The organism is Desulfolutivibrio sp. (genome assembly GCF_036584575.1).
Taxonomy (GTDB): Bacteria; Desulfobacterota; Desulfovibrionia; order Desulfovibrionales; family Desulfovibrionaceae; genus Desulfolutivibrio.
On record NZ_JAZHDB010000066.1, the window covers coordinates 15,143 to 35,392 of the forward strand.

A 20,250-nucleotide genomic window follows, 5' to 3' on the forward strand; every position below is an offset into this window, starting at 1 on the left:
AACGGCTGGACGCTGCGCCTTAGGCCGGTGGCAGGGTGTCCACGTAGTAGTTGGCCCGCCGCACGGGATTCAAGTAGGCGAAGACCTCTCGGGGCAGGTCTTCGGGGCGCAGGGCCCGGATGATCTTGAGATCCTCCTCAATGGTCAGGTCGATGAGCAGGGCCTCTTTCCGGGGAATGTCCGGATGATGCACCAGGACGCTCGGCCGAAACGAGGCCTTGGGGCTGGAGGACACCACCATGCCGGTCAGGCCGTTGGACAACTCCACGATGCTCCCCGGGGGATAGACCCCGATGTTGCGGATAAACGAGGCCAGAAGCATCTGATCCAGGCTGGTTTTTTTTCCGTACATGGCCCTAAGGGCCTCATGCGGCGTGGCGAAGCCGACCTCGTCCCGGCGGTTGCACAGGGTGTCGTAGGCGTCGGCCACAGCCGCAATGCGGGCCAGAACCGGAATGTTCTCGGCCGTAAGCCCGGAGGGAAACCCCTGGCCGTCAAGGGTCTCGTGATGCTTGAGCACCACATCCAGAGCCGCCGGGGGAAAGTCCGGGAAGGCCGAGACGATCTTGGCCCCAAGCACCGGATGCTCGCGGTAATATTCGCGCACGACCCGGTTTAGGGTGGTCATGTTGCCTTTGGAGAAACGCTGGATGGGCACGCGGCCCTTGCCTACGTCGTGAAAAAGCGCCCCCATGCCCAGGTCGTGCATCTGGGATTTGCCGAGCCCGAGCTCCCGGGCCAGCATCAGGGACAACACGGTGACGTTTAAGGCGTGATAGTTGCGGGTCTCCTCCCGGGGCTTGGTGGTCATGAGGCTGACCACCACGTCGAGATCGGACAAAAAGGTGTTCACCAGGGAGGACACCATACCCCGGGCCGCGTCCAGCACCGCATCCGACGGCTTGGCCGCCTTTTTCAAAACGCCGATGACCTGGGAGACGGCCTCCTCGTACCGCTTTTCGCAGGAGGCGAAGCGGTCGCGGCGTTCTTTGTTGCGGGCGATGGTTTCCCGCTTGAGCCCCAAAAGCTCCAGGGACACCGGGGTCTTGAAGGCCTTGACGGGTCGTCCCGAACGGCCGGGGGAGGCCTGCTTGTCCAGCTCCTCAAGAGAAATGGGCAGCCGGTCGGACTTGTCGGAAATGCAGATGACGTGGCGTATGCCCAGCCGCCGGATCTCCTCGATCTGACTTTCGTTGGTGATCTTGAAGGCCTTTTTGGGGAGGGCGCCGATGTCCGAGGTCGTTTCCAGACGCACGAAGAGCCCCGGGCACAATTGGTCGATCAATATCGGATATTCATTGACATGCATGGGGACAAAGCTCTTGGGGCCTTGCGATTATTGACATTTCAGCCTTTCGGCGTATTTTCATGCGGCTTTCCCTGGTGTTTCCCGCTGTCCCGGACCCTGGGTCCGGCAAGGTTTTCGCGCGGTGCACGCGTTCCCGCCACCATACTATGCCCGCGCCATTTTTCGTGTCAACACAGCCATCCCCGCAGGGCTGTACGGCAATGCGCCGGGCCGTTCGCCGTGAACTTGTAATCGCGAGTCCCACATGCCGACAAGGCCGAAATGACGGACGACATCCCAGCCAAACGCCTGCGGGGCGTTTTTTCCACCGAGTCTTCGCACTATCTTGGCTTTGGCGGTTCCCGTCGGAGGGTGCGTCAACAGATTTTCGTCATGGCCGAGGAGCAGGAGGATGGGGATTTCAGCACCCAGCGCCTCAACCGCAATTTTTTGCCCTCAGGCCCCGTAAAAATCCTCAAACGCGAGGAGTTGCTGCGGCAATACATCCCCGAACCCTCCATTTACATGAACAAGGTCGTGCCCATCATGCGCCGCATGGAAGAGACCGTGGAGCGGGGGGACAGGCACCGGGAGCGCAGCGAACTGTTTTCTGCGGAGTTCGAATATCAGACGGCCCTGGAGCTTGACGAGGAGCATGTCCGGGCCACCTTCGGCCTGGGGCTCACCTATCTGGAACGCCACGAGGTGGAGAACGCCGAACGGGTCTTCCGCAAGCTGGTCCGCCTGGAGGCGGCGTTCCAGACGGAACACAAGCACCTGTTCAACGAGTTCGGCATCCAGATGCGCAAGCGCGGCATGTATTCCCAAGCCATGAAATACTACGCCCGGGCCTATCAGCTCAGCAAGGACGACGAACACCTTATCTACAACATGGCCCGCACGCTTTTTGAGAAGGGAAATCCCAAGGTCTCCAGGCGATTTTTGGAGAAGGCCTTGCGCATGAACCCGGATTTCGAGGAATGCCGCCATTTTTTGGAATACCTCGACATCCTGAAGGAGGGGAAGAACGCCCCGCCTCCGGACCTTGCCCCCGGCGCGGACCCCTCGCCGCCCCCAGCCTCTCCGGACATCTGAAAAACCGCCCGTCGCGAGCCCGTCCCTGCCAGGACATGTCTGGCGCTTCGCCGCCGTCCCCGTTCGCGTTGCGATCCCACCCGAAACAACACCCCGCGACCAGGACGTGTTCCGGTTCGCGGGGCGTCCTGGGCTTTTTTGCGGCTGGGTGCGGGAAACGACCGGCCCCGCGCCTTAGATGAAATGGGCGGTGCAGATCTTCCAACGGCCGTTTTCCTTGGTCAGGGTGTATTCCTCGTTTTGCGGCGTCACTTTCGGCGTCTCTTTGCCGACCGTGACGGACATCTCTCCGCCGACCTTGATCTTGCAGCTTGCATCCTGCTGATCCACGATTTCGTAGCTCACTTTGGAAACGTCCAGAGTCAGATACTTGCGCCATTCAGGGGTTTTGGCGGCCAGCTTGTACAGAGGCTCCATGCCCTTTTCCACCTCCTGGTGCACCGAGGTGCAGGTGCAGACGAGAAGGGCGTTGTGGTCAATCTGGGCAATGGCGTTGAAATACCCCTTGATGGCGACCATGGCCGCATCGGCGTCTTTCTGCTTCTTGTGTTCGGCGGCCTTGGCCTGATATTCTGCGATGATTTTTTTCTCTTTGGCCGCATTGGTCTTGGGTGCGGCGGCCTTGCTTTTCTTTCCCTTGGGCTCGGGCTCCGGTCCGGCGTCCCCTGTCGCATCCGTGGCCTGGGCGGTCTTGTACGAACCGTCGATCTCCTGCACGGCTTTCTGCACCAGTCGCTGCACCAGGGTGTCCAGGGTCGCGGCCGAACTCTGCGCCTGGGTGGCCCCCAGAAAACTCTGCATGGAGGCCTTGATCTCCAGCTTGTCCTCGAAATAGCCCGTGGCCACCTGCATGCCGGTGTTGGCGTCCAGGATCTTGTAGCGCAGGCCCACGTTCCAGATGACCGATCTGTCGTTGCCCTTGATGGAGGCGATGGTGGTTCCGGCGATGCGTCCGGCGTCGGAACTGCCAGCCAGGGTCAATCCCAGGCCCACGAGGGCGCCGAGGGTGCTCCCGTCCACATTCTGCTTCACGTCGGCCACAGGTTCGGCCTTGAGCACGTCGAAGGCCACCAGCCAATTGGTGGCCTTGAACCGGCCCTTCCTGAAGATGGCCAGGGCTTCTGCGTCGCCCAGGTTGGCGGCCAGGGCGAATTCATTGAAGAACTCCTGGGCGTCGGCCCGCTCCAGTATCCGGAAATTTGCCTTGGACAGCTCCAGTTCCGCGAAGTCACGGATATTGTTGTCCGTAATCTTCTGGGCGAACGTGGCGTTGGCGCTTTTCATCTCTCCGGGCAACACCACGATCCCGGGTCCGGGTATGGAGGCGTTTTTGTATTCCACCGGTTTGTAAACGGCTTCTTCGGCCAATTCATGCGCCTTCTGTTTGGAGGATTGGCACGCGACGAGACTTGCGAGCACCACGGCGAGCAGGAGACTACGTAGGATACGTTTCATGGGACTGTCCTTACATGGTGGAGTAACCGTACATGTGACTCCAAAGATACCCCGGCGCGACGATAAATGCAATATTTTTGCATTTATATTTTGCGCCTCGATTTTCAGACCAATACAATCGGCAACGCCTAGAATCGAAAGGGACCGGTCGGCTTCGCGCCGGACCGGTCCCTGCATGTTCTGACGCAAAAAATCGGTCTATTCCACCCAGTCCAACGTGCGCTCCACGGCCTTTTTCCAGCCCCGATAGCCCGCATCCCGGACAGCGGCGGCCATGCGCGGCTCCCATGTCCGGTCCACCGCCCAGTTCCTGCACAATTCCGTGGTGTCGCGCCAGAACCCCACGGCCAGACCGGCGGCATAGGCCGCCCCTAGGCAGGTGGTCTCGGACACCACCGGACGAATCACCGGCACGTCCAGGATGTCGGCCTGGAACTGCATCAAAAGCTCGTTGTGCACCATGCCGCCGTCCACCTTGAGCTTTTTGAGCTCCACGCCCGAATCCTTGTTCATGGCCGTCACGATGTCCTTGGTCTGGTAGGCGCAGGCCTCAAGCACGGCCCGGGCGATGTGGTTTTTGTTGGCGTAGCGCGTCAGCCCCACGATGGCCCCCCGGGCGTCCGAGCGCCAATAGGGCGCGAAAAGCCCGGAAAAGGCGGGCACGATGTACACCCCGCCGTTGTCCTCGGCATGCATGGCCAGCCGCTCGATCTCCGGGGCGGCCTTGATCAGGCCCAGGTTGTCGCGCACCCATTGCACCAAGGCCCCGGCGATGGCCACGGACCCTTCCAGGCAGTAGACCGGATCGTTGTTCCCGAGCTGGTAGGCCAGGGTGGTGATCAGGCCGTGGCGGGAGGGGATGGGCGTCGTGCCGGTATTTAAGAGCAGAAAGCAGCCCGTGCCGTAGGTGTTCTTGGCCTCGCCGGGCTCGAAGCAGGCCTGGCCCACCAGGGCCGCCTGCTGGTCGCCCAGGGCGCCGCACACCGGCACCCTGGCGCCAAGGGGGCCGTCCTCCATGGTCGGCCCCCAGGAGGCCCCGTCGCTGGAGGGCACGATGCGCGGCAGGCCCTGGCGGGGGATGCCCAGCACGTCGAGGATGTCCTGGTCCCAGGCCAGGGTTTTGAGATCCATGAGCATGGTCCGGCTGGCGTTGGTCACGTCGGTGACATGGGCCCCGCCCCGGGGGCCGCCCGTGAGCCGCCAGATGATCCAGGACTCCATGGTCCCGAAAAGCGCCTCCCCGGCCTCGGCGGCGCGTCGGGCATCGGGGACGTTGTCGAGGATCCACTTGATCTTCGGGCCGCTGAAATAGGTGGCCACGGGCAGCCCCGTGGCGGCCCGAAAGCGATCCGGCCCGCCGTCCTTGATCAGCTCCTCGCAGATGTCCCGGGTGCGCGTACATTGCCAGACGATGGCGTTAGAGTAGGGGCGGCCCGTGCGCCGGTCCCAGACCACCACGGTCTCGCGCTGGTTGGTGATGCCCAGGGCCGCCAGGTCTGCGCCGCCAAGCCCGGACTTGCGGAGCGCCCCGGCAATGACCTCCTGGGTGTTTTCCCAGATCTCCATGGGATCGTGCTCCACATAGCCCGGCTGGGGGAATATCTGGCGATGCTCTTTTTGGTCCATGGCCACGATGCGCCCGGCGGCGTCGAAGATGATGAACCGCGACGAGGTGGTTCCCTGGTCCACGGCCCCGATGTATCCACCCATGTTGCGCTCCTTTTTCTCGTGTGTCGCCCCGGAGGGCGGTTGCTTCCTTGTCCCTGATCATCGCCCTGCAGGCAAGCCCTGCGGGGAGGTTTCCCCGTGCCCCCGGATCAGCCTCCGGCCTTTGGCGGCGCGAGGCGGTCCCCAAGGGGCCACAGTCCCATGGCCGCGCCCAAAAGGTCGGACACGGGGGTCACGGGCAGGGGCGATTCCGGCCTCGGCGGCGATGCGCCGATGCCCGGCGTGGCCATCTCGCAGGACAAGGCCTGGGCCCCAAGCTGCATCTGGCAATAGGTGCAGGCCGTGACCAGGACGTCTGCCCCGGCGGCCAGGGCCGAATCGTATTTGCTGCGGGCCAGGGCCATGGCCAGGCGGTCGTTTTTCCCGGCCAACGGCTGCCCGCAGCACTCCAGGCGAAGCGTCCAGGGCACGGGGACACATCCCATGGCCGTGAGCACATCCTCAAAAATCGTGGGGGACAGCGGATCGTCGAAGCGGGTCACCGGGGACGGCCTCAGCGCATGGCAGCCATAGTGGGCCGCCGCGCGAAGGCCAGCCAGGGGGCGGATCACGGCCTTTTTAACGGCCACCAGGCCCACCTCCCGGGCAAGGACCGGCAGCAGATGGGTCACGGTCAGGTCCGGGTCGTCACGCAGGCCCTCGGGGCGCAGGGCGTCCGTGACCGCAGTCCGCAGGTCCGGGCGCTCGGACAAGGCGACCTGGGCAAAGCGCAGATGTCCGAAGCAGCATTTGCACGGGGTCAGGATGTCGTGCCCGGCCCGAGCGGCCACGGCCAGGGCCCGGGCCGCCGAGAGCACCGAGGCGAAAAGGCTCTGGTGGCGCACGGGATAGCCGCAGCAGTTGAATTCCATCTCCACGGGGCGCAGGCCCAGGGCGGCCAGCACCGCCAGGGACTGGCGTCCGTAGCCGGGGAGATGGAACGGGATGCGGCAGCCGGGAAACCAGGCGTAGGTCATGGGGCATCCCCCTTTGCCTGGGGGCGCGCCGCCAAGTCGTCCAAAAGTCCGGCCCGGGCCGCCGCCTCTACCTTGGCATGGGCCAGGTTGCGCAGTTCGTAGAGCACGTCGGCCACCCGGATGCCCTGGGGGCAGTGTTCCTGGCATTTGTAGCAGGTGGTGCAGTTCCACAAGAAATTGGCGGCCAGGGCGTGGTCGGCAAGGCCCATGCGCACCAGATTCATGAGCTGGTGGGGACTGACGTCCACCTCGGCGGCCGGGATGTCCGGCAGGCGAAAAATGGGGCACACCCCGGTACACATCGAGCATTGCACGCAGCAGGCGAAGGTCTCGGGATTGTCCAGAAGCGAGGGAGAGGCGGCCAGGGTTCTGGCCACGGGCCGGGCCCGACGGGCCAGCTTCTCCCAGACCTCGGGACCATAGCTGCGCAGGCGCACGGCCAGTTCCGGATGGCCCAGCCGGGCGGCCTCCCGTTTGGAGACCAGCCACAGATCCTGAAGGTTGATGCGCGAGGGGCAGACCACGGTGCAGCGCATGCACTCGGTGCAGACGAAGCCGCCCTCGGAGAAGGCCGCCAGAGCGGCCGGGGTGAGCTTTCCCGATTTCCCGGCCAGGCGGCGCATGGACAAAAGCTTCTCCGAAGGCAGGATCTCCGGCGTGCCAAGGGCCAGAAAAGACGGCAGCACGCTGCAATGACGGCTGCAGATGCCGCAGTGGGTGCAGGCGTCCAGGCCCACGGCCCGGGCGAGCGGGGCTGCGGCGTTCGGCCGGGCGGCCTCCTCCCCGGGATCGAGGCCGCGCAGCAGGATGCCCACGGGGGTGGACAGGATGTGGAAGAGCTTTCCAAAGGGCAGCCAGGCCAGGGCGAACAGGCAGCCAAGGACATGGACCCACCACAGGGCGTGGGTCAGTCCGGCCCCGGCCGGGGCCAGGAGGCGCGACAGGGGCGCGGACACGAAGGCCGAGGAGGGCGGGGAATGGCACGGGACGCAGGACATTTCGGAAATCTCTCGCCCCTTTTCCAGGTTCTCCGGGGTGACGGCCTCCCGGGGCAGACTATCGACCGGAAAGACCATGCCGCTTTCCGTGGCCCAAAAGGCGCGCAGGGCGGTCAGGTCGGCGGCGTCGGGAGTTGGAGAGTAGTCGGCGGCCATACGGTCGAAGGCGGCCGGGGAGACCATCTTGGCCCCCTCCAGAAAAAATCCCGAGGCGATGATCAGGCCGATCAGCCCCAGGGTGAAAAAGTCCTCGAATCGCGAGGTGCGCCGCATGTCGCGCACAAAGAGGCGGCGGCACAGGGCGATGCCAAGGCCCATGGCGGCCATGGCCCCAAAGAGGTTGCGCAGGAACTGCCAGGGGGCGAGGGTGGGCTCGTAGCCCGGGAAAAAAGGCCGGGAGATGAAATTGTCCAGGGCATGGAAAAAAAGCAGGCCGGAAAATCCGGCGAACAGGGCGAAATGCATGATCCAGCGCCACAGGCTGCCTTTGCGCAGCAGATGGCCCTGGAGCAGAATGTCGACAAGGAAGGTGAGCCCCACCCGGGGGGCGGCGGAAAACGCCTTGGGCCAGGACAGGGAGCGCAAAAGGGAGGCCAGGGCCCGCGACGGCGGCAGGCCGGGAACGGCCAGGGAAGTGTCCGGAGCCAGCCAGCGGGCCATGCGCCAGGCCGCGCCCCCAAGGCACACGGCCAGACAGGCCCACAGGATCATGGCGAAAAGACTCATGGACGCTCCCGGAAAACGGCCCGCGGCAACGGCCACGGATGCCTGGCAGGCCAGACCGCCAAAGTCGCTACGTCTTACCGCCGACCGGCAAAGTCCTCCACGGCGGCATAGGCCGTGGCCAGGGCCAGCCCCGCGCCGCACTTCTGGCGGGTCCAGTCGTGCCCGGCCAGGATGGCGCCCACGGCGTACAGACCGTCGAAGGCAGGCCGTCCATCAGCCCCAAGGGGCCGAAAGCGGCCGTCCGTGGCCAGTCCGGCCCGGTTTATGGCGTGGCCGGCCGGATCGAACATGCGCTCCCCGTGCCACTTCGAGCGTGAGGCGGGCTGCACCACGGGCAGGCCGAACACGGCCTCGATCACGCCCTTGCGATGGGGCACGAGCCCCTTGCCGAAAAAGCGGCCCGTGGCCAAAATCGCGCCCCTGGCCCGGACCTCGGCCTCCGGCGCGCTCCAGCCCACGTCGCAGGCGAAGCCTCCCGACTCGGCGCGCACCCCGAGCACCAGTTTTTGGAAAAACGTCGCCACCCCCATCCGGGCCATAGCCTCCTCAAAGGCGGCCTTCAGGCGGATGCCGGTGACCGCCGGGGGGATGGTGGGAATCTCGAACACCGGCATGCCCAAAAGCTCGGTCAGCGCGGCCAGGGTCTCCCGGGTGCGGTAGATGCCGAGCACGGCGGGAAAGCCGACCATCTCCCTGCCCCGAAGGTGGGGGGAGAGGGCCTTGGCCAGTTCCTCGCGGTATGTTGGGGATTCCAGGGCCAGGGCCATGGGTTCGGGATAGGGGGCCGGGCGGCCGCCGGGGAAGGGCAGGCGCGCATGGGCCAGCCCCGGCCAGAAAATCCCGGCCGTCTGGGCGATCTGGGCGGAACTGAATCCCTTGAATCCCTCGAAATCCACGATAAGGGCCGGTGGCGTGCGCCGGATGCCGTGGTCGGCGGCCCACATCCCGGCCGGAACCCGGTAGGTGTGCTTGATCGTGCCCACGGGGGTCAGGACCATGGCGTTTTTCCCGTCGTGGCCGTGATAGTCCAGGCCGATCTCCCCCAGAAAGGCGGTGAAGGCGGCGAAGGCGGCCTCGATGTCCGGGCGGGACAGCTTGGCGTAGGGGTGGTCCGGCTCGTCGGCGGCCAGGGCGGCCAGGGCCGCGAACGGATCGTCCCAAAGACGGCCGTCCTTGACCGGATGCACGGCCAAAAGATCCAAAAGGCCGCTGGCGAACAGGCTCTCGCCCGGGGCCCCGGCCAGAGCCACGGACAGGCCGCGCCGGAGAGCCATGGCTGCGGCGGCCATGCCGGCCAGTCCCGTGCCGATGACCATGAGGTCCACGTCGTGGCGGGGCGGCGATTGGACGGTCATGGCTTACCCTTCCCGTTTTCGTCCTCGCGGACCAGCTCCAGGCCGAACAGCCCGCAATGCACGGCCTCCTGAAACTCGGCCTGCATGAGCGGAAAATCAAAAAGGATGGGATGCACCCCCCGCCAGCGTTCGTCGAGAAACCGGCGGATCTCGCACAGTCCCTGATCGCCGCGCACCACCTCCGTGTCGTAGAGGTGGCCTGCGACCCGGAGGCTGCAAAAACCGCCCTGACAGGGGCCCTTGCCGATGCGGCTGCGCAGACCGATGGACAGAAGCGTGGTGCCCGGCGAGGCGGCGGGCATGGTGCGCACGATGTCGTCCACCACGCTTTTGGAGACCATTTCGCATTCGCACAGGATGGAGTCCGTGGGGTCCGTGGCCTTGAGCCATTTTTTCGGGGCCAGTCCCGGCTCGGTCCAGCGGCCTCCCGCGTAGGGGGGCATGACGGTTGCGGCCGTGAGACAGGGCGCGTCCACCCCGAGCTTGGCGCATACCAGATTGGCGGCCTTTTCGGCCATGAGCCGGTAGGTGGTGAGCTTGCCGCCGGTGATGGTCACGAAATTCTCCACGCCGTCCCGGGCGTGGTCCAGAAGGGCGAATCCCCGGCTCACGGCCCGGTCGCCGCTTCCGGCGCTGGTCTTGCCGAAAAGCGGCCGCACCCCGGAATAGGCCCGGATATAGCGGGTGGCGTTGAGTTCCGGGACCATGGCTGCGCCCTCGTCGATGATCTGGTCCACCTCGGCGATGGAGGGGCGACAGTCGTCGGGATCGGGGATGCGCACGGAGGTGGTGCCCAGGATGGACACCGTGCCGCCCGGCACCAGGATGTCCGCGTCCGTGGCCGGGCGCAGACGGTTTATGACCCGGTCGGTGATGCGGCTTTGGGTGACCAGAAGGGTTCCTTTGGAAAAAACCAGATCCACATGCGGCCCGGCCAGGGCGGCCACCCGGCCGGCCCAGGCCCCGGCGGCGTTGACCACCAGGGAGACTTCAAGCTCGTATTCCCGGCCGTTCGCCGTGTCGCGCAGGGTCGCCGCCCGGATGCGGCCCGCATCCAGGCGAAAGCCCACCACCTGGGTCCAGGGCAGAAAACGCGCCCCGTGGGTCATGGCCTGGCCGATGTTGTCCAGGGAAAGTTTGAAGGGATCCACCGAGGCGTCGGCCACGGCATAGGCGGCGATGAGCCGATCCGACAGGGCGGGCTCCAAGTCCCGGGCGGTTTTGACGTCCAGGGCGGTGGCCGTGATGCCGCTTTTGGCGCAAAGCCCCGGGAAATCGGCCACATAGGCCTCGTCGTCGCCGGAGACGGCCACAAAAAGGCCGCCCGTGTCCTCGACGCAGTGGGGGGCGATGCGGCGCAGGATCTCGCCTTCTTCGCGACACTCCCGGGCGGCCAGGGGATCCGAGCCCACATAGCGCGCCCCGCTGTGAAGCAACCCGTGGTTGCCGCCCGAGGCCCCGGCGTTGACGTCCTGCTTGTCCACCAGGACGCAGGCCACGCCGCGAAGCGCCAGATCGCGGGCAAGTCCCGCGCCGGTGACGCCGCCTCCGATAATGAGCACGGTGGTCCGCACTCCGGTTCTCCTTGGCAATGATGACGTGTATCGGCGGCCCCCGTCGCGACCGGGACAGGCCTGATCGCGACGGTTTCTTGGGGGGAGGCCGCCGTCCGAAGCGGGGACGGCCGCCGGGGGGTCCGGCATGGGATGGTCCCCGATTTCAGTTTGCCCTTGTGAAAAGAAAAACGCAGTGATACGCACATGATGAAAAGGATGTTGTCATCACGCACATAAACCTGTCACCAAATAGCCGAGAAGCGGGTTTTTGTCACCATTTTTTTCCAATAACAACAAAGTCGAGTAACCTTTTTTCAAAAACGAAAATGGATCGCGGGGTTGCGCCCGATCCGGAGAATCCGAACATGGCACATCGGGAGCGGGAACACGAGGAACAGCATGCGGGGGCGCCGGAGGAGCAGGCAGGGATGACCGTCCCGGACTCCACGGGAAAATCCGCCTCGGTGAAAAAGCGCCAGGAGAAAATCCTGGCCACGGTGCGTGAAAAGGGTTTCGCCACCATAGAGGCCCTGGCCAAGACCTTTCAGGTCACGCCCCAGACCATTCGCCGGGACATTAACATGCTGACCCGGGAAGGTCTGTTGCATCGCTATCATGGCGGCGCGGGGCTGGAATCGAGCACCGAAAACCTGGCCTATTCCGACCGCAAAGTACTGTGTCGCCAGGAAAAATGCCGCATCGCGGCCATGGTCGCCGCCCACATCCCGGACCATGCCTCGCTTTTCATAAACATCGGCACCACCACCGAGGAGGTGGCCCGGGCCCTGCACAGCCACCAACGCCTGCGGGTCATCACCAACAACTTAAACGTGGCCGGAATCCTGGCCGGATACGACAATGTGGAGGCGATCATCGCCGGGGGGCTCATCCGCCACCGCGACTGCGGCATCATCGGCGAGGCCACCATCGACTTCATCCAGCAGTTCAAAGTGGATTACGGCATCATCGGCATCTCCGGCATCGACCTGGACGGAACCCTTCTGGACTTCGACTTCCGTGAGGTGCGCGCCGCCCGGGCCATCATCGACAACTCCCGAAAGACCTTTCTGGTGGCCGACCACACCAAGTTCGGCCGCAACGCCATGGTCCGTCTGGCTGACATCACCGAGATCGACGCCCTTTTCACCGACGCCCAGCCGCCCATGGCCCTGCGCGAAAAGCTTGAGGCCGCCGACGTGAGCTATTACGTGGCCGACCAGGACTGATCCCGGGCGCATCGGCGGGCGGCCTCCCTTCCGGATTGGCCGCCGGTGCGCGTCCGGCCGCATTCCCTTTCGATTCCCAGACGTCTGCCCTTGCCTGCGGGGGCTTTGCGGCCGCCTGCCAGATGCCGCAGCGTGCATAATTCTTTCAATACCTCCAAGGGTATGGCATTTATTTTCGGTTTGTTACAAAAACATTTCTATTTTCGCTTGAGAATAAGCCCTGAAGCTGGTATTCCCTTTTTTCGAAACCGAGTCTTCACTATTTGAAATAATACGCTATTTTAAGATGTTCGCCCCCTCAATAGGCGAAGGCGGGGAGCCGGGGATGAGTTTTTCAATCTCGAAAGTCGACAAGCGTGTCGGACGGGAGACATATCTCTCCGACATCGATCTGCAACTCGAATCCGGGTCGCAAAACGTCATCCTGGGCCGCACCCTGGCTGGGAAGACCACGCTTTTGCGCATCATGGCCGGACTTGACCGCCCCTCGAGCGGCGGCATCGCCGAGAACGGCAAGGACATGACCGGCGTTTCCGTTCGCAAACGCAACGTGGCCATGGTCTACCAACAGTTCGTCAATTATCCATCGCTTTCGGTCTTCCACAACATCGCCTCGCCGCTCAAATTGGCCGGCATGGCCAAGGCCGACATCGTGGCCAGGGTTCGCGCGGTGGCGGCCGTGTTGCACATCGACCATTTTCTGGAGCGCCTGCCCCAGGAACTGTCCGGCGGCCAGCAGCAGCGTACGGCCATCGCCCGGGCTCTGGTCAAGGACGCCTCGCTTTTGCTTTTGGACGAACCCCTGGTCAACCTGGACTACAAGCTGCGCGAAGAACTGCGTACCGAACTACGGGAAATCTTCAGCAAAAGGGACTCCATCGTGGTCTACACCACTACGGAACCCTCCGAGGCGCTCATGCTCGGCGGCAACCTGGTGGTCATGCACGAGGGCCGCGTGCTCCAGACCGGCCGGGCCGATGAGGTCTACCGCTGTCCGGCCTCGGTCAAGGTGGCCGAGATTTTAAGCGATCCGCCCATCAACATCCTGCGCACGCGGGTGGACCAGGCCATGGCCCATCTGGGCGACGGGTTGTCCGTGCCCTTGGACGGACATCTTCTCGGCCTGTCCCCTGGCGACTACTTTTTCGGGGTGCGCTCCCACCATCTGTTTTTACACCGCCAGCATCCCCGGGACATTGAGCTGCACGGCCGGGTGGAGTTAGCCGAGATCAACGGCTCCGAGACCTTCATCCACATGACCTACAACGGCCATCCCCTGGTGGTCCAGGAAGAGGGCGTGCACCAGCGCCGCATCGGCGAGGCCATTCCGTTTTTCGTGCGTCCCCGTAAATTCTATATCTTCGGCCAGGACGGCGCCCTGGTGCGTGCGCCCTTGTTCGAAGACATGTAATTCCGCCAACGAGGTATGTTTTCATGGCCCGCATCGTTCTCGACGACCTGGCTCACAGCTACCGGCCGCATCCCGCAGGCCCGGACGACTACGCCTTAAAGCGCATCGATACCGTCTGGGACGACGGCGGGGCGTATGCCCTGCTTGGCCCCTCGGGCTGCGGCAAGACCACGCTTTTAAACATCATCTCGGGCCTTCTGGTTCCCAGCCAGGGGCGGGTGCTGTACGGCGAGACCGACGTCACCCGGCTGCCGCCGGAAAAGCGCAACATCGCCCAGGTGTTTCAATTTCCGGTGCTCTACGACACCATGACCGTGCGCGAGAACCTGGCCTTCCCCCTGCGCAACCGGGGCGTGTCCCCCTCGGACACGGCCACCCGGGTCATGGAGGTGGCCGAGGCCCTGGACCTCGTGCCGGTGCTGGACCAAACGGCCAGCGGTCTGTCCGCCGACGCCAAACAGAAAATTTCGCTCGGCCGGGGGCTGGTGCGCAGCGACGTGGCGGCCATCCTGTTCGACGAGCCGCTGACGGTCATCGACCCCCACCTCAAGTGGCAGCTTCGCCGCAAGCTCAAGGAAATCCACGACCGCTTCAAACTCACCCTCATCTATGTGACCCACGACCAGGTGGAGGCCATGACCTTCGCCGATCAGGTGGTGGTCATGTACGACGGGGAAATCGTGCAGGTCGGCACGCCCCAGGATCTTTTCGAAAACCCCGAACACACCTTCGTGGGCTATTTCATCGGCAGCCCCGGCATGAACCTGCTGCCCGTGACCGTGGACGGCGAAGCGGCCTTGACCGGCGCCTCCCGCATCCCCCTGACCCCGGTTCTGGCCGAAAAGGCCCGGGCCGCAGCCGCAACCGGGGCGAAGCTGGAACTCGGCATCCGGCCCATGTACCTGGGCCTTTTGGACGCCGGGGTCGATCACGGCGTCGCGGCCAGGATCAATCTGGTGGAAGACCAGGGAGATTGCCGCATCGTCACCGCCGCCATGGGGGACGTGATCGTCAAGGCTCGGGTGCCCGAGGGCCGGGCCATCCCCACCCTGACGGCCAAGGCGGTCTTTCCTCACGAGTGGACCAGGATTTTCGCCGATGGACGGCTTCTGAAATAGACGGCCGCGTGGTCCAGTGCGCGTTTTTGGGATTCACAACTCGAAGAGAGGGACGACGTGGAGAAGTGGGACGACAACAAGGCCTGGTTTCTGGTCTTGCCGGTCTTTCTGGTGGTGGCGTTTAGCGCCATCATACCGCTTATGACCGTGGTCAATTATTCGGTTCAAGACATCATGGCCCCGGGGCAGGGGATTTTCGTCGGCCCCGAATGGTACCGCGAGGTGCTGCACGACCCCCGGCTGCATGAGGCCTTCCTACGCCAGTTGATCTATTCCTTCACCGTGCTGGCCGTCGAGATCCCTCTAGGCATCGCCGTGGCCCTGACCCTGCCTTCCAAGGGCTGGCGCGTCTCGGCCTGCCTGGTCCTTTTGGCCCTGCCGCTTTTGATTCCCTGGAACGTGGTCGGCACCATCTGGGTGGTCTTTTCCCGGCCCGACATCGGCCTGTCCGGGATGACGCTCAACTCGCTCCTGGGCATTCCCTACAACTACACCGCCGATCCCATGGACAGTTGGCTGACGGTGGTCATCATGGACATCTGGCACTGGACGCCGCTGGTGGTTCTTTTGTGCTACGCCGGGCTCCAGGCCATCCCCGAGGCCTATTATCAGGCGGCCAAGATCGACGGCGCCTCGCGCTGGGCCGTGTTCCGGTTCATCCAGTTGCCCAAGATGCGCGGCGTGCTCATGATCGCGGTCCTTCTGCGCTTCATGGACAGCTTCATGATCTACACCGAACCCTTCGTCCTGACCGGCGGCGGCCCGGGCAACTCCACCACGTTTTTAAGCCAGTTCCTCACCAAAATGGCCATCGGCCAGTTCGATCTGGGACCGGCTGCGGCGTTCTCGCTCATCTACTTCCTGGTCATTTTGCTCCTAAGCTACATCTTCTACACCGTCATCACCAACCTCGGAAAAGGAGTGGCGAAATGAAGGTGAACGGCCGTCAGATCGTTTTGCTCCTGTATCTGGGATTTCTCCTTTTGCCCATTTATTGGCTGGTGAACATGTCGTTTAAGACCACAGAGGAGATTCTCGGCGGCTTCAGCATGCTTCCGGACGACTTCACCATGGCCAACTACCGGATGATATTTACCGATAGTTCCTGGTACATGGGCTATATCAATTCCATCAAATACGTGGTCTTAAACACGGTCATCTCCCTGTCTGTGGCCCTGCCCGCAGCCTACGCCTTTTCGCGGTTCCGATTTCTGGGCGACAAGCACATGTTTTTCTGGCTTCTGACCAACCGCATGTCCCCCCCGGCCGTTTTTTTATTGCCCTTTTTCAACTTCTACCAGACCGTGGGGCTTTTCGACACGCACATCGCCGTGGCCCTGGCCCATTGCCTCTTCAACGTGCCCCTGGCGGTCTGGATTTTGGAAGGATTCATGTCCGGCATCCCCCGGGAGATCGACGAGACGGCCTTCATCGACGGCTACAGCTTTCACCGGTTTTTCTTCACCATCTTCATCCCCTTGGTGAAGGCCGGCATCGGCGTCACGGCCTTTTTCTGCTTCATGTTCTCCTGGGTTGAACTTTTATTGGCCCGGACCCTGACCACGGTCAACGCCAAGCCCATCGCCGCCACCATGACCCGGACCATCAGCGCCGCCGGCATGGACTGGGGGGGCCTTGCCGCCGCCGGGGTTTTGACCATGATCCCCGGGGCCATCGTCATCTGGTTCGTGCGCAACTACATGGCCAAGGGCTTCGCCCTGGGCCGGGTCTGATCCGTCGCGTCGGGGAAGGGAAACGGCTTGCGGCCTCCGCAGCCATGGGAACGAGTAGATCAGGCCATCTGTCCTGAGCGCGTAACGAAGGAGTGCGGGGAATGGATCTCACCTGGATGGAATGGACCCCCATCACGGCCTCTTTTTTCATCTTCATCGGCTGCACCCTGGTCGTCATGACCGTGTGGCAGGTGCTCTCTCCCACCATAGAGCGCAAGGGGTTTCTGCCCATGGCCACCACCCGGGGAGACAGGCTTTTCGTCGGGCTTCTCGGCGGATGCTATATTTTACTGGCCTTTATCGGCCTGTCCGAAGTCAGTCTCTGGTATGCCCTGGCCACGGCCCTGGCCTTTCTCGGCGGCGTCCTGCGTTTCGGATGAGCCCCGGTCTCGCTTGGCCTGGACAGACGTTTTGCGATGTGGAGCGGCAGGAAACGTTTAACCGGAGGTACGGCAGATGAGAGGATTACGACGTGGCGAATTGGGGAAGGCCTCGCTGTGCATCGGCTTCCTCGCCGTGATGCTTTTTATGGTCACGGGCCTGGCGGCGGCGGACGACGACGCCAAGTACATGGAGGCGGCCAAAAAATGGGTGGATCAGGAATTCACGCCGTCCACCCTGTCCAAGGAAGAGCAGCTCAAAGAGCTCGAATGGTTCATCAAGGCCTCCAAGCCCTTCCGGGGCATGGAGATCAAGGTTGTCTCGGAAACCATCACCACCCACGAATACGAAGCCAAGACCCTGGCCAAGGCCTTCTACGAGATCACGGGCATCAAGCTCACCCATGACCTCATCCAGGAAGGCGACGTCATCGAGAAGATCCAGACCCAGATGCAGTCCGGCCAGAACATCTACGACGGCTGGATCAACGACTCCGACCTGATCGGCACCCACTTCCGCTACGGCCATGTGGTGTCCCTGACCGATTTCATGAAGGGCGACGGCAAGGACGTGACCCTGCCCACCCTGGACCTGCCGGATTTCATCGGCACGTCCTTCACCACCGGCCCGGACGGCAAACTGTATCAGCTCCCGGACCAGCAGTTCGCCAACCTGTACTGGTTCCGCTACGACTGGTTCCAGCGCCCCGAGCTGAAGGCCAAATTCAAGGAGATCTACGGCTATGAGTTGGGCGTGCCGGTCAACTGGTCCGCCTATGAAGACATCGCCGAGTTCTTCACCGAGAAGGTGAAGGAGCTCGATGGCAAGCGCGTGTACGGCCACATGGACTACGGCAAGAAAAGCCCCGACCTCGGTTGGCGCTTCACCGACGCCTGGCTGTCCATGGCTGGCACCGGCGACAAGGGCCTGCCCAACGGCAAGCCCGTGGACGAGTGGGGCCTCCGCGTGGAAGGCTGCCGTCCCGTGGCCTCCAGCGTGTCCCGCGGCGGCGCCACCAACGCCCCGGCCTCTGTCTACGCCATGGAAAAATACATGGAATGGCTCAAGAAGTACGCTCCGGCCGAAGCCCTGGGCATGACCTTCTACGAGTCCGGCCCGGTTCCCGCCCAGGGGCATATCGCCCAGCAGATCTTCTGGTACACGGCCTTTACCGCCGACATGATCAAGCCCGGGCTTGACGTGGTCAACGCCGACGGCTCGCCCAAGTGGCGCATGGCCCCGTCCCCCCACGGCGCGTACTGGGAAGAAGGCATGAAGCTGGGGTATCAGGATTGCGGTTCCTGGACCTTCCTGAAAAGCACCCCCGTGGACCGCATGAAGGCCGCCTGGCTGTACGCCCAGTTCTGCGTGGCCAAGACCACCTCGCTGAAAAAGACCATCGTGGGGCTTACCCCCATCCGCAACTCCGACGTGACCTCCGAGGCCATGGCCAAGATCGCGCCCAAGCTCGGCGGTCTGGTGGAGTTCTACAAGAGCCCGGCCCGCGTGGCCTGGACCCCCACCGGCACCAACGTGCCGGATTACCCGAAGATGGCCCAGTTGTGGTGGCAGAACATCGGTGAGACCCTCTCCGGAGAGGTCACCCCGCAAAAGGCCATGGACAATCTGGCCGAGGCCCAGGACAAGGTGTTGGCCCGCCTGGAGCGCGCCAATGTCCAGGGCGAATGCGCCCCCAAACTCAACCCCGAAAAGGGCGCGGACTATTGGTTCGCCCAACCCGGCGCCCCCAAGCCCAAGCTGGCCAACGAAAAGCCCAAGGGCGAAACCGTGGACTACGACCAGTTGATCAAGGCCTGGCGTGAAGGCCGCGTGAAGTAAGCACGCCCGCACGACATGACTTGCATGACGGCGCGTCCTTCGGGGCGCGCCGTTTGTTTTGTGAGCGCCCGGCAGGGCGCACACACTTGGCGGTGGAAGTCCTCTTTGGCGACAGTGGAAAAGCCCCTTTACACTCGTCCAACTAACCTTTTCCACGACGGGAGTTGGAAAACACAGTCGTCGGCCTCCTGCTCCATCCGAAAGAAGAGGGGGGCGGGCAGGGTTAGCGTCATGATATCGTCCCGGAAACGTCTGCGCATAACCTCTCGCCCATCGCTCCCCAGCATGCCCAGCACCGCCCTGGGGGCCGCCAATTCCGCCTCGGCATAGGCAAAAGCCGCGATGCTGCAACAATCTGTACCTTGGGGAGCCCGGAGTGGGTCGGCTCCTTGCATAACCGACCCCGCGAGCGTCACAAGACCTGAAAACTCAACCGGATTGACCGGGAAAATGACGGCACGGATATTCTCATCACCAGAAGTGCGACCCAGCGGTTTGAACAGAACGTACTTGTGCTGAATGTCGTATCGCGGAAAATCATGAAGAATCCACTCCCTGGCCAATGCCGCATTACAGTGCCTACGTTCACCATACTCGTACAGAGAACGCCAGTTTTTGGGCGCAGCCTCTATTTCGGCTTGATAAGCCGCCAGGTTGCTTGTGGATTGAAGCCCTTTACTGAACAAGGCGGCATGCAGATCCAACTGCTCGTCCGATATATCGAAATCGGTCCCAAAACCCAAAGCCGCGCGACCACCTGTGCAGAGGATGCTCTCACGGCTACCGCCGGCGATTTTGCCGCGTACGCTTGCCTCTGCGAATAAATAGAGAACACACCCGAATGTACCTTTTTTTAACTGGAATGCATCTTCTGGGATGTCGTCGCTCCAAACAACTGCCACCGGATTGAATTCCGGACGCAAATTTTTAACGATGATGCTTTCCATGATGTACTCCTCATATTTTGCAATGCTGATAACTTCTTATAAATTATATGTTTACGTTCAATGAACAACACTTTTTGAGAATATATTTATGATTGAAACACCGGATATTATCATTGCCATGCCTATTATTGCTGGAGTGTCAGGAATCTGCTTAAATAACATGGAGCCTATTATAGTAACGAGCAAGATTCCTACTCCTGACCATATCGCATATGCAACGCCTACGGGTATCGTTTTCAACACGAGCGATAAAAAATATAGCGATGCACCATAAGCTACAATTGCAATAAGGCCTGGACATAGCTTTGTGAATCCTTGTGACGCATTCAAGGCGCTGGTTCCAACCACTTCTGCAATTATTGCTATGGAAAGATACAGATATCCCATACTTTCTCCTGCTCAACGATTGTGTGCTGAGGATATCGATGATATGGCACA

Annotated in this window: 17 protein-coding genes; 8 read left to right on the forward strand and 9 right to left on the reverse strand. The window is 62.7% G+C overall.

All coding sequences use genetic code 11. From position 1 onward, the window contains the following. Positions 1-19: 19 nt before the first annotated feature. A complete protein-coding gene (locus V3572_RS04915; protein WP_332109866.1) occupies positions 20-1,309 on the reverse strand; it encodes an HD-GYP domain-containing protein in 1,290 nt (429 codons plus the stop codon). Between the two features lie 372 nt (positions 1,310-1,681). Between V3572_RS04915 and V3572_RS04920 the strand changes: the two genes are divergently transcribed. Continuing rightward, complete coding sequence (locus tag V3572_RS04920) at positions 1,682-2,383, forward strand: tetratricopeptide repeat protein (protein WP_332109867.1); 702 nt, start codon at positions 1,682-1,684, stop codon at positions 2,381-2,383. Between the two features lie 174 nt (positions 2,384-2,557). Here the strand turns inward: V3572_RS04920 and V3572_RS04925 are convergent, their stop codons facing one another. The 6 genes from V3572_RS04925 to glpA all read right to left on the reverse strand — a co-directional run bounded on the left by V3572_RS04925 (position 2,558) and on the right by glpA (position 11,175). After that, positions 2,558-3,838, reverse strand: a complete 1,281-nt coding sequence (locus V3572_RS04925; RefSeq protein WP_332109868.1) for a hypothetical protein — start codon at positions 3,836-3,838, stop codon at positions 2,558-2,560. A 198-nt stretch (positions 3,839-4,036) separates the two neighbouring features. Next, positions 4,037-5,548: a glycerol kinase GlpK gene (gene glpK, locus V3572_RS04930; protein ID WP_332109869.1), complete on the reverse strand. Its 1,512-nt coding sequence runs from the start codon at positions 5,546-5,548 to the stop codon at positions 4,037-4,039. A gap of 107 nt (positions 5,549-5,655) precedes the next feature. Further along, a complete protein-coding gene (locus V3572_RS04935) occupies positions 5,656-6,522 on the reverse strand; it encodes a CoB--CoM heterodisulfide reductase iron-sulfur subunit B family protein (protein ID WP_332109870.1) in 867 nt (288 codons plus the stop codon). Then, positions 6,519-8,246 carry a 4Fe-4S dicluster domain-containing protein gene (locus V3572_RS04940; protein WP_332109871.1) on the reverse strand — a complete coding sequence of 576 codons (1,728 nt, stop codon included), beginning with the start codon at positions 8,244-8,246 and terminating at the stop codon, positions 6,519-6,521. Before V3572_RS04940 ends, V3572_RS04935 begins: the two co-directional genes overlap by 4 nt. 74 nt (positions 8,247-8,320) lie before the next feature. Then, complete coding sequence (glpB, locus tag V3572_RS04945; protein ID WP_332109872.1) at positions 8,321-9,601, reverse strand: glycerol-3-phosphate dehydrogenase subunit GlpB; 1,281 nt, start codon at positions 9,599-9,601, stop codon at positions 8,321-8,323. Continuing rightward, positions 9,598-11,175: an anaerobic glycerol-3-phosphate dehydrogenase subunit GlpA gene (glpA, locus tag V3572_RS04950; RefSeq protein ID WP_332109873.1), complete on the reverse strand. Its 1,578-nt coding sequence runs from the start codon at positions 11,173-11,175 to the stop codon at positions 9,598-9,600. Before glpA ends, glpB begins: the two co-directional genes overlap by 4 nt. Positions 11,176-11,522: 347 nt before the next feature. On the opposite strand from glpA, the gene V3572_RS04955 reads away from it, so the two are divergent. From V3572_RS04955 to V3572_RS04985, 7 genes are all read left to right on the forward strand, one after another. Further along, positions 11,523-12,383, forward strand: a complete 861-nt coding sequence (locus V3572_RS04955) for a DeoR/GlpR family DNA-binding transcription regulator (protein WP_332109874.1) — start codon at positions 11,523-11,525, stop codon at positions 12,381-12,383. 325 nt (positions 12,384-12,708) lie between these two features. Next, positions 12,709-13,794, forward strand: a complete 1,086-nt coding sequence (locus V3572_RS04960) for an ABC transporter ATP-binding protein (protein ID WP_332109875.1) — start codon at positions 12,709-12,711, stop codon at positions 13,792-13,794. 23 nt (positions 13,795-13,817) lie between these two features. Further along, positions 13,818-14,912 carry an ABC transporter ATP-binding protein gene (locus tag V3572_RS04965; protein ID WP_332109876.1) on the forward strand — a complete coding sequence of 365 codons (1,095 nt, stop codon included), beginning with the start codon at positions 13,818-13,820 and terminating at the stop codon, positions 14,910-14,912. Positions 14,913-14,969: 57 nt separating this feature from the next. Further along, the gene (locus V3572_RS04970) at positions 14,970-15,845 is read left to right on the forward strand and encodes a carbohydrate ABC transporter permease (RefSeq protein ID WP_332109877.1); all 876 of its coding nucleotides are present in this window, start codon (positions 14,970-14,972) and stop codon (positions 15,843-15,845) included. Continuing rightward, positions 15,842-16,645 (forward strand): carbohydrate ABC transporter permease, encoded by an 804-nt coding sequence (locus V3572_RS04975; protein WP_332109878.1) that lies wholly within the window; start codon positions 15,842-15,844, stop codon positions 16,643-16,645. Before V3572_RS04970 ends, V3572_RS04975 begins: the two co-directional genes overlap by 4 nt. Before the next feature lie 101 nt (positions 16,646-16,746). Next, entirely contained in the window at positions 16,747-17,025 is a 279-nt protein-coding gene (locus tag V3572_RS04980; protein WP_332109879.1) for a DUF2160 domain-containing protein, read from the forward strand. 76 nt (positions 17,026-17,101) lie between these two features. Further along, positions 17,102-18,865 (forward strand): ABC transporter substrate-binding protein, encoded by a 1,764-nt coding sequence (locus tag V3572_RS04985; RefSeq protein WP_332109880.1) that lies wholly within the window; start codon positions 17,102-17,104, stop codon positions 18,863-18,865. Positions 18,866-18,993: 128 nt separating this feature from the next. Here the strand turns inward: V3572_RS04985 and V3572_RS04990 are convergent, their stop codons facing one another. Both V3572_RS04990 and V3572_RS04995 read right to left on the reverse strand, forming a co-directional pair. Then, entirely contained in the window at positions 18,994-19,812 is an 819-nt protein-coding gene (locus V3572_RS04990; RefSeq protein ID WP_332109881.1) for a DUF169 domain-containing protein, read from the reverse strand. A 57-nt stretch (positions 19,813-19,869) separates the two neighbouring features. Further along, on the reverse strand, positions 19,870-20,199 hold the full coding sequence (locus tag V3572_RS04995; protein WP_332109882.1) for a DMT family transporter: 330 nt from the start codon (positions 20,197-20,199) through the stop codon (positions 19,870-19,872). Positions 20,200-20,250 lie beyond the last annotated feature (51 nt).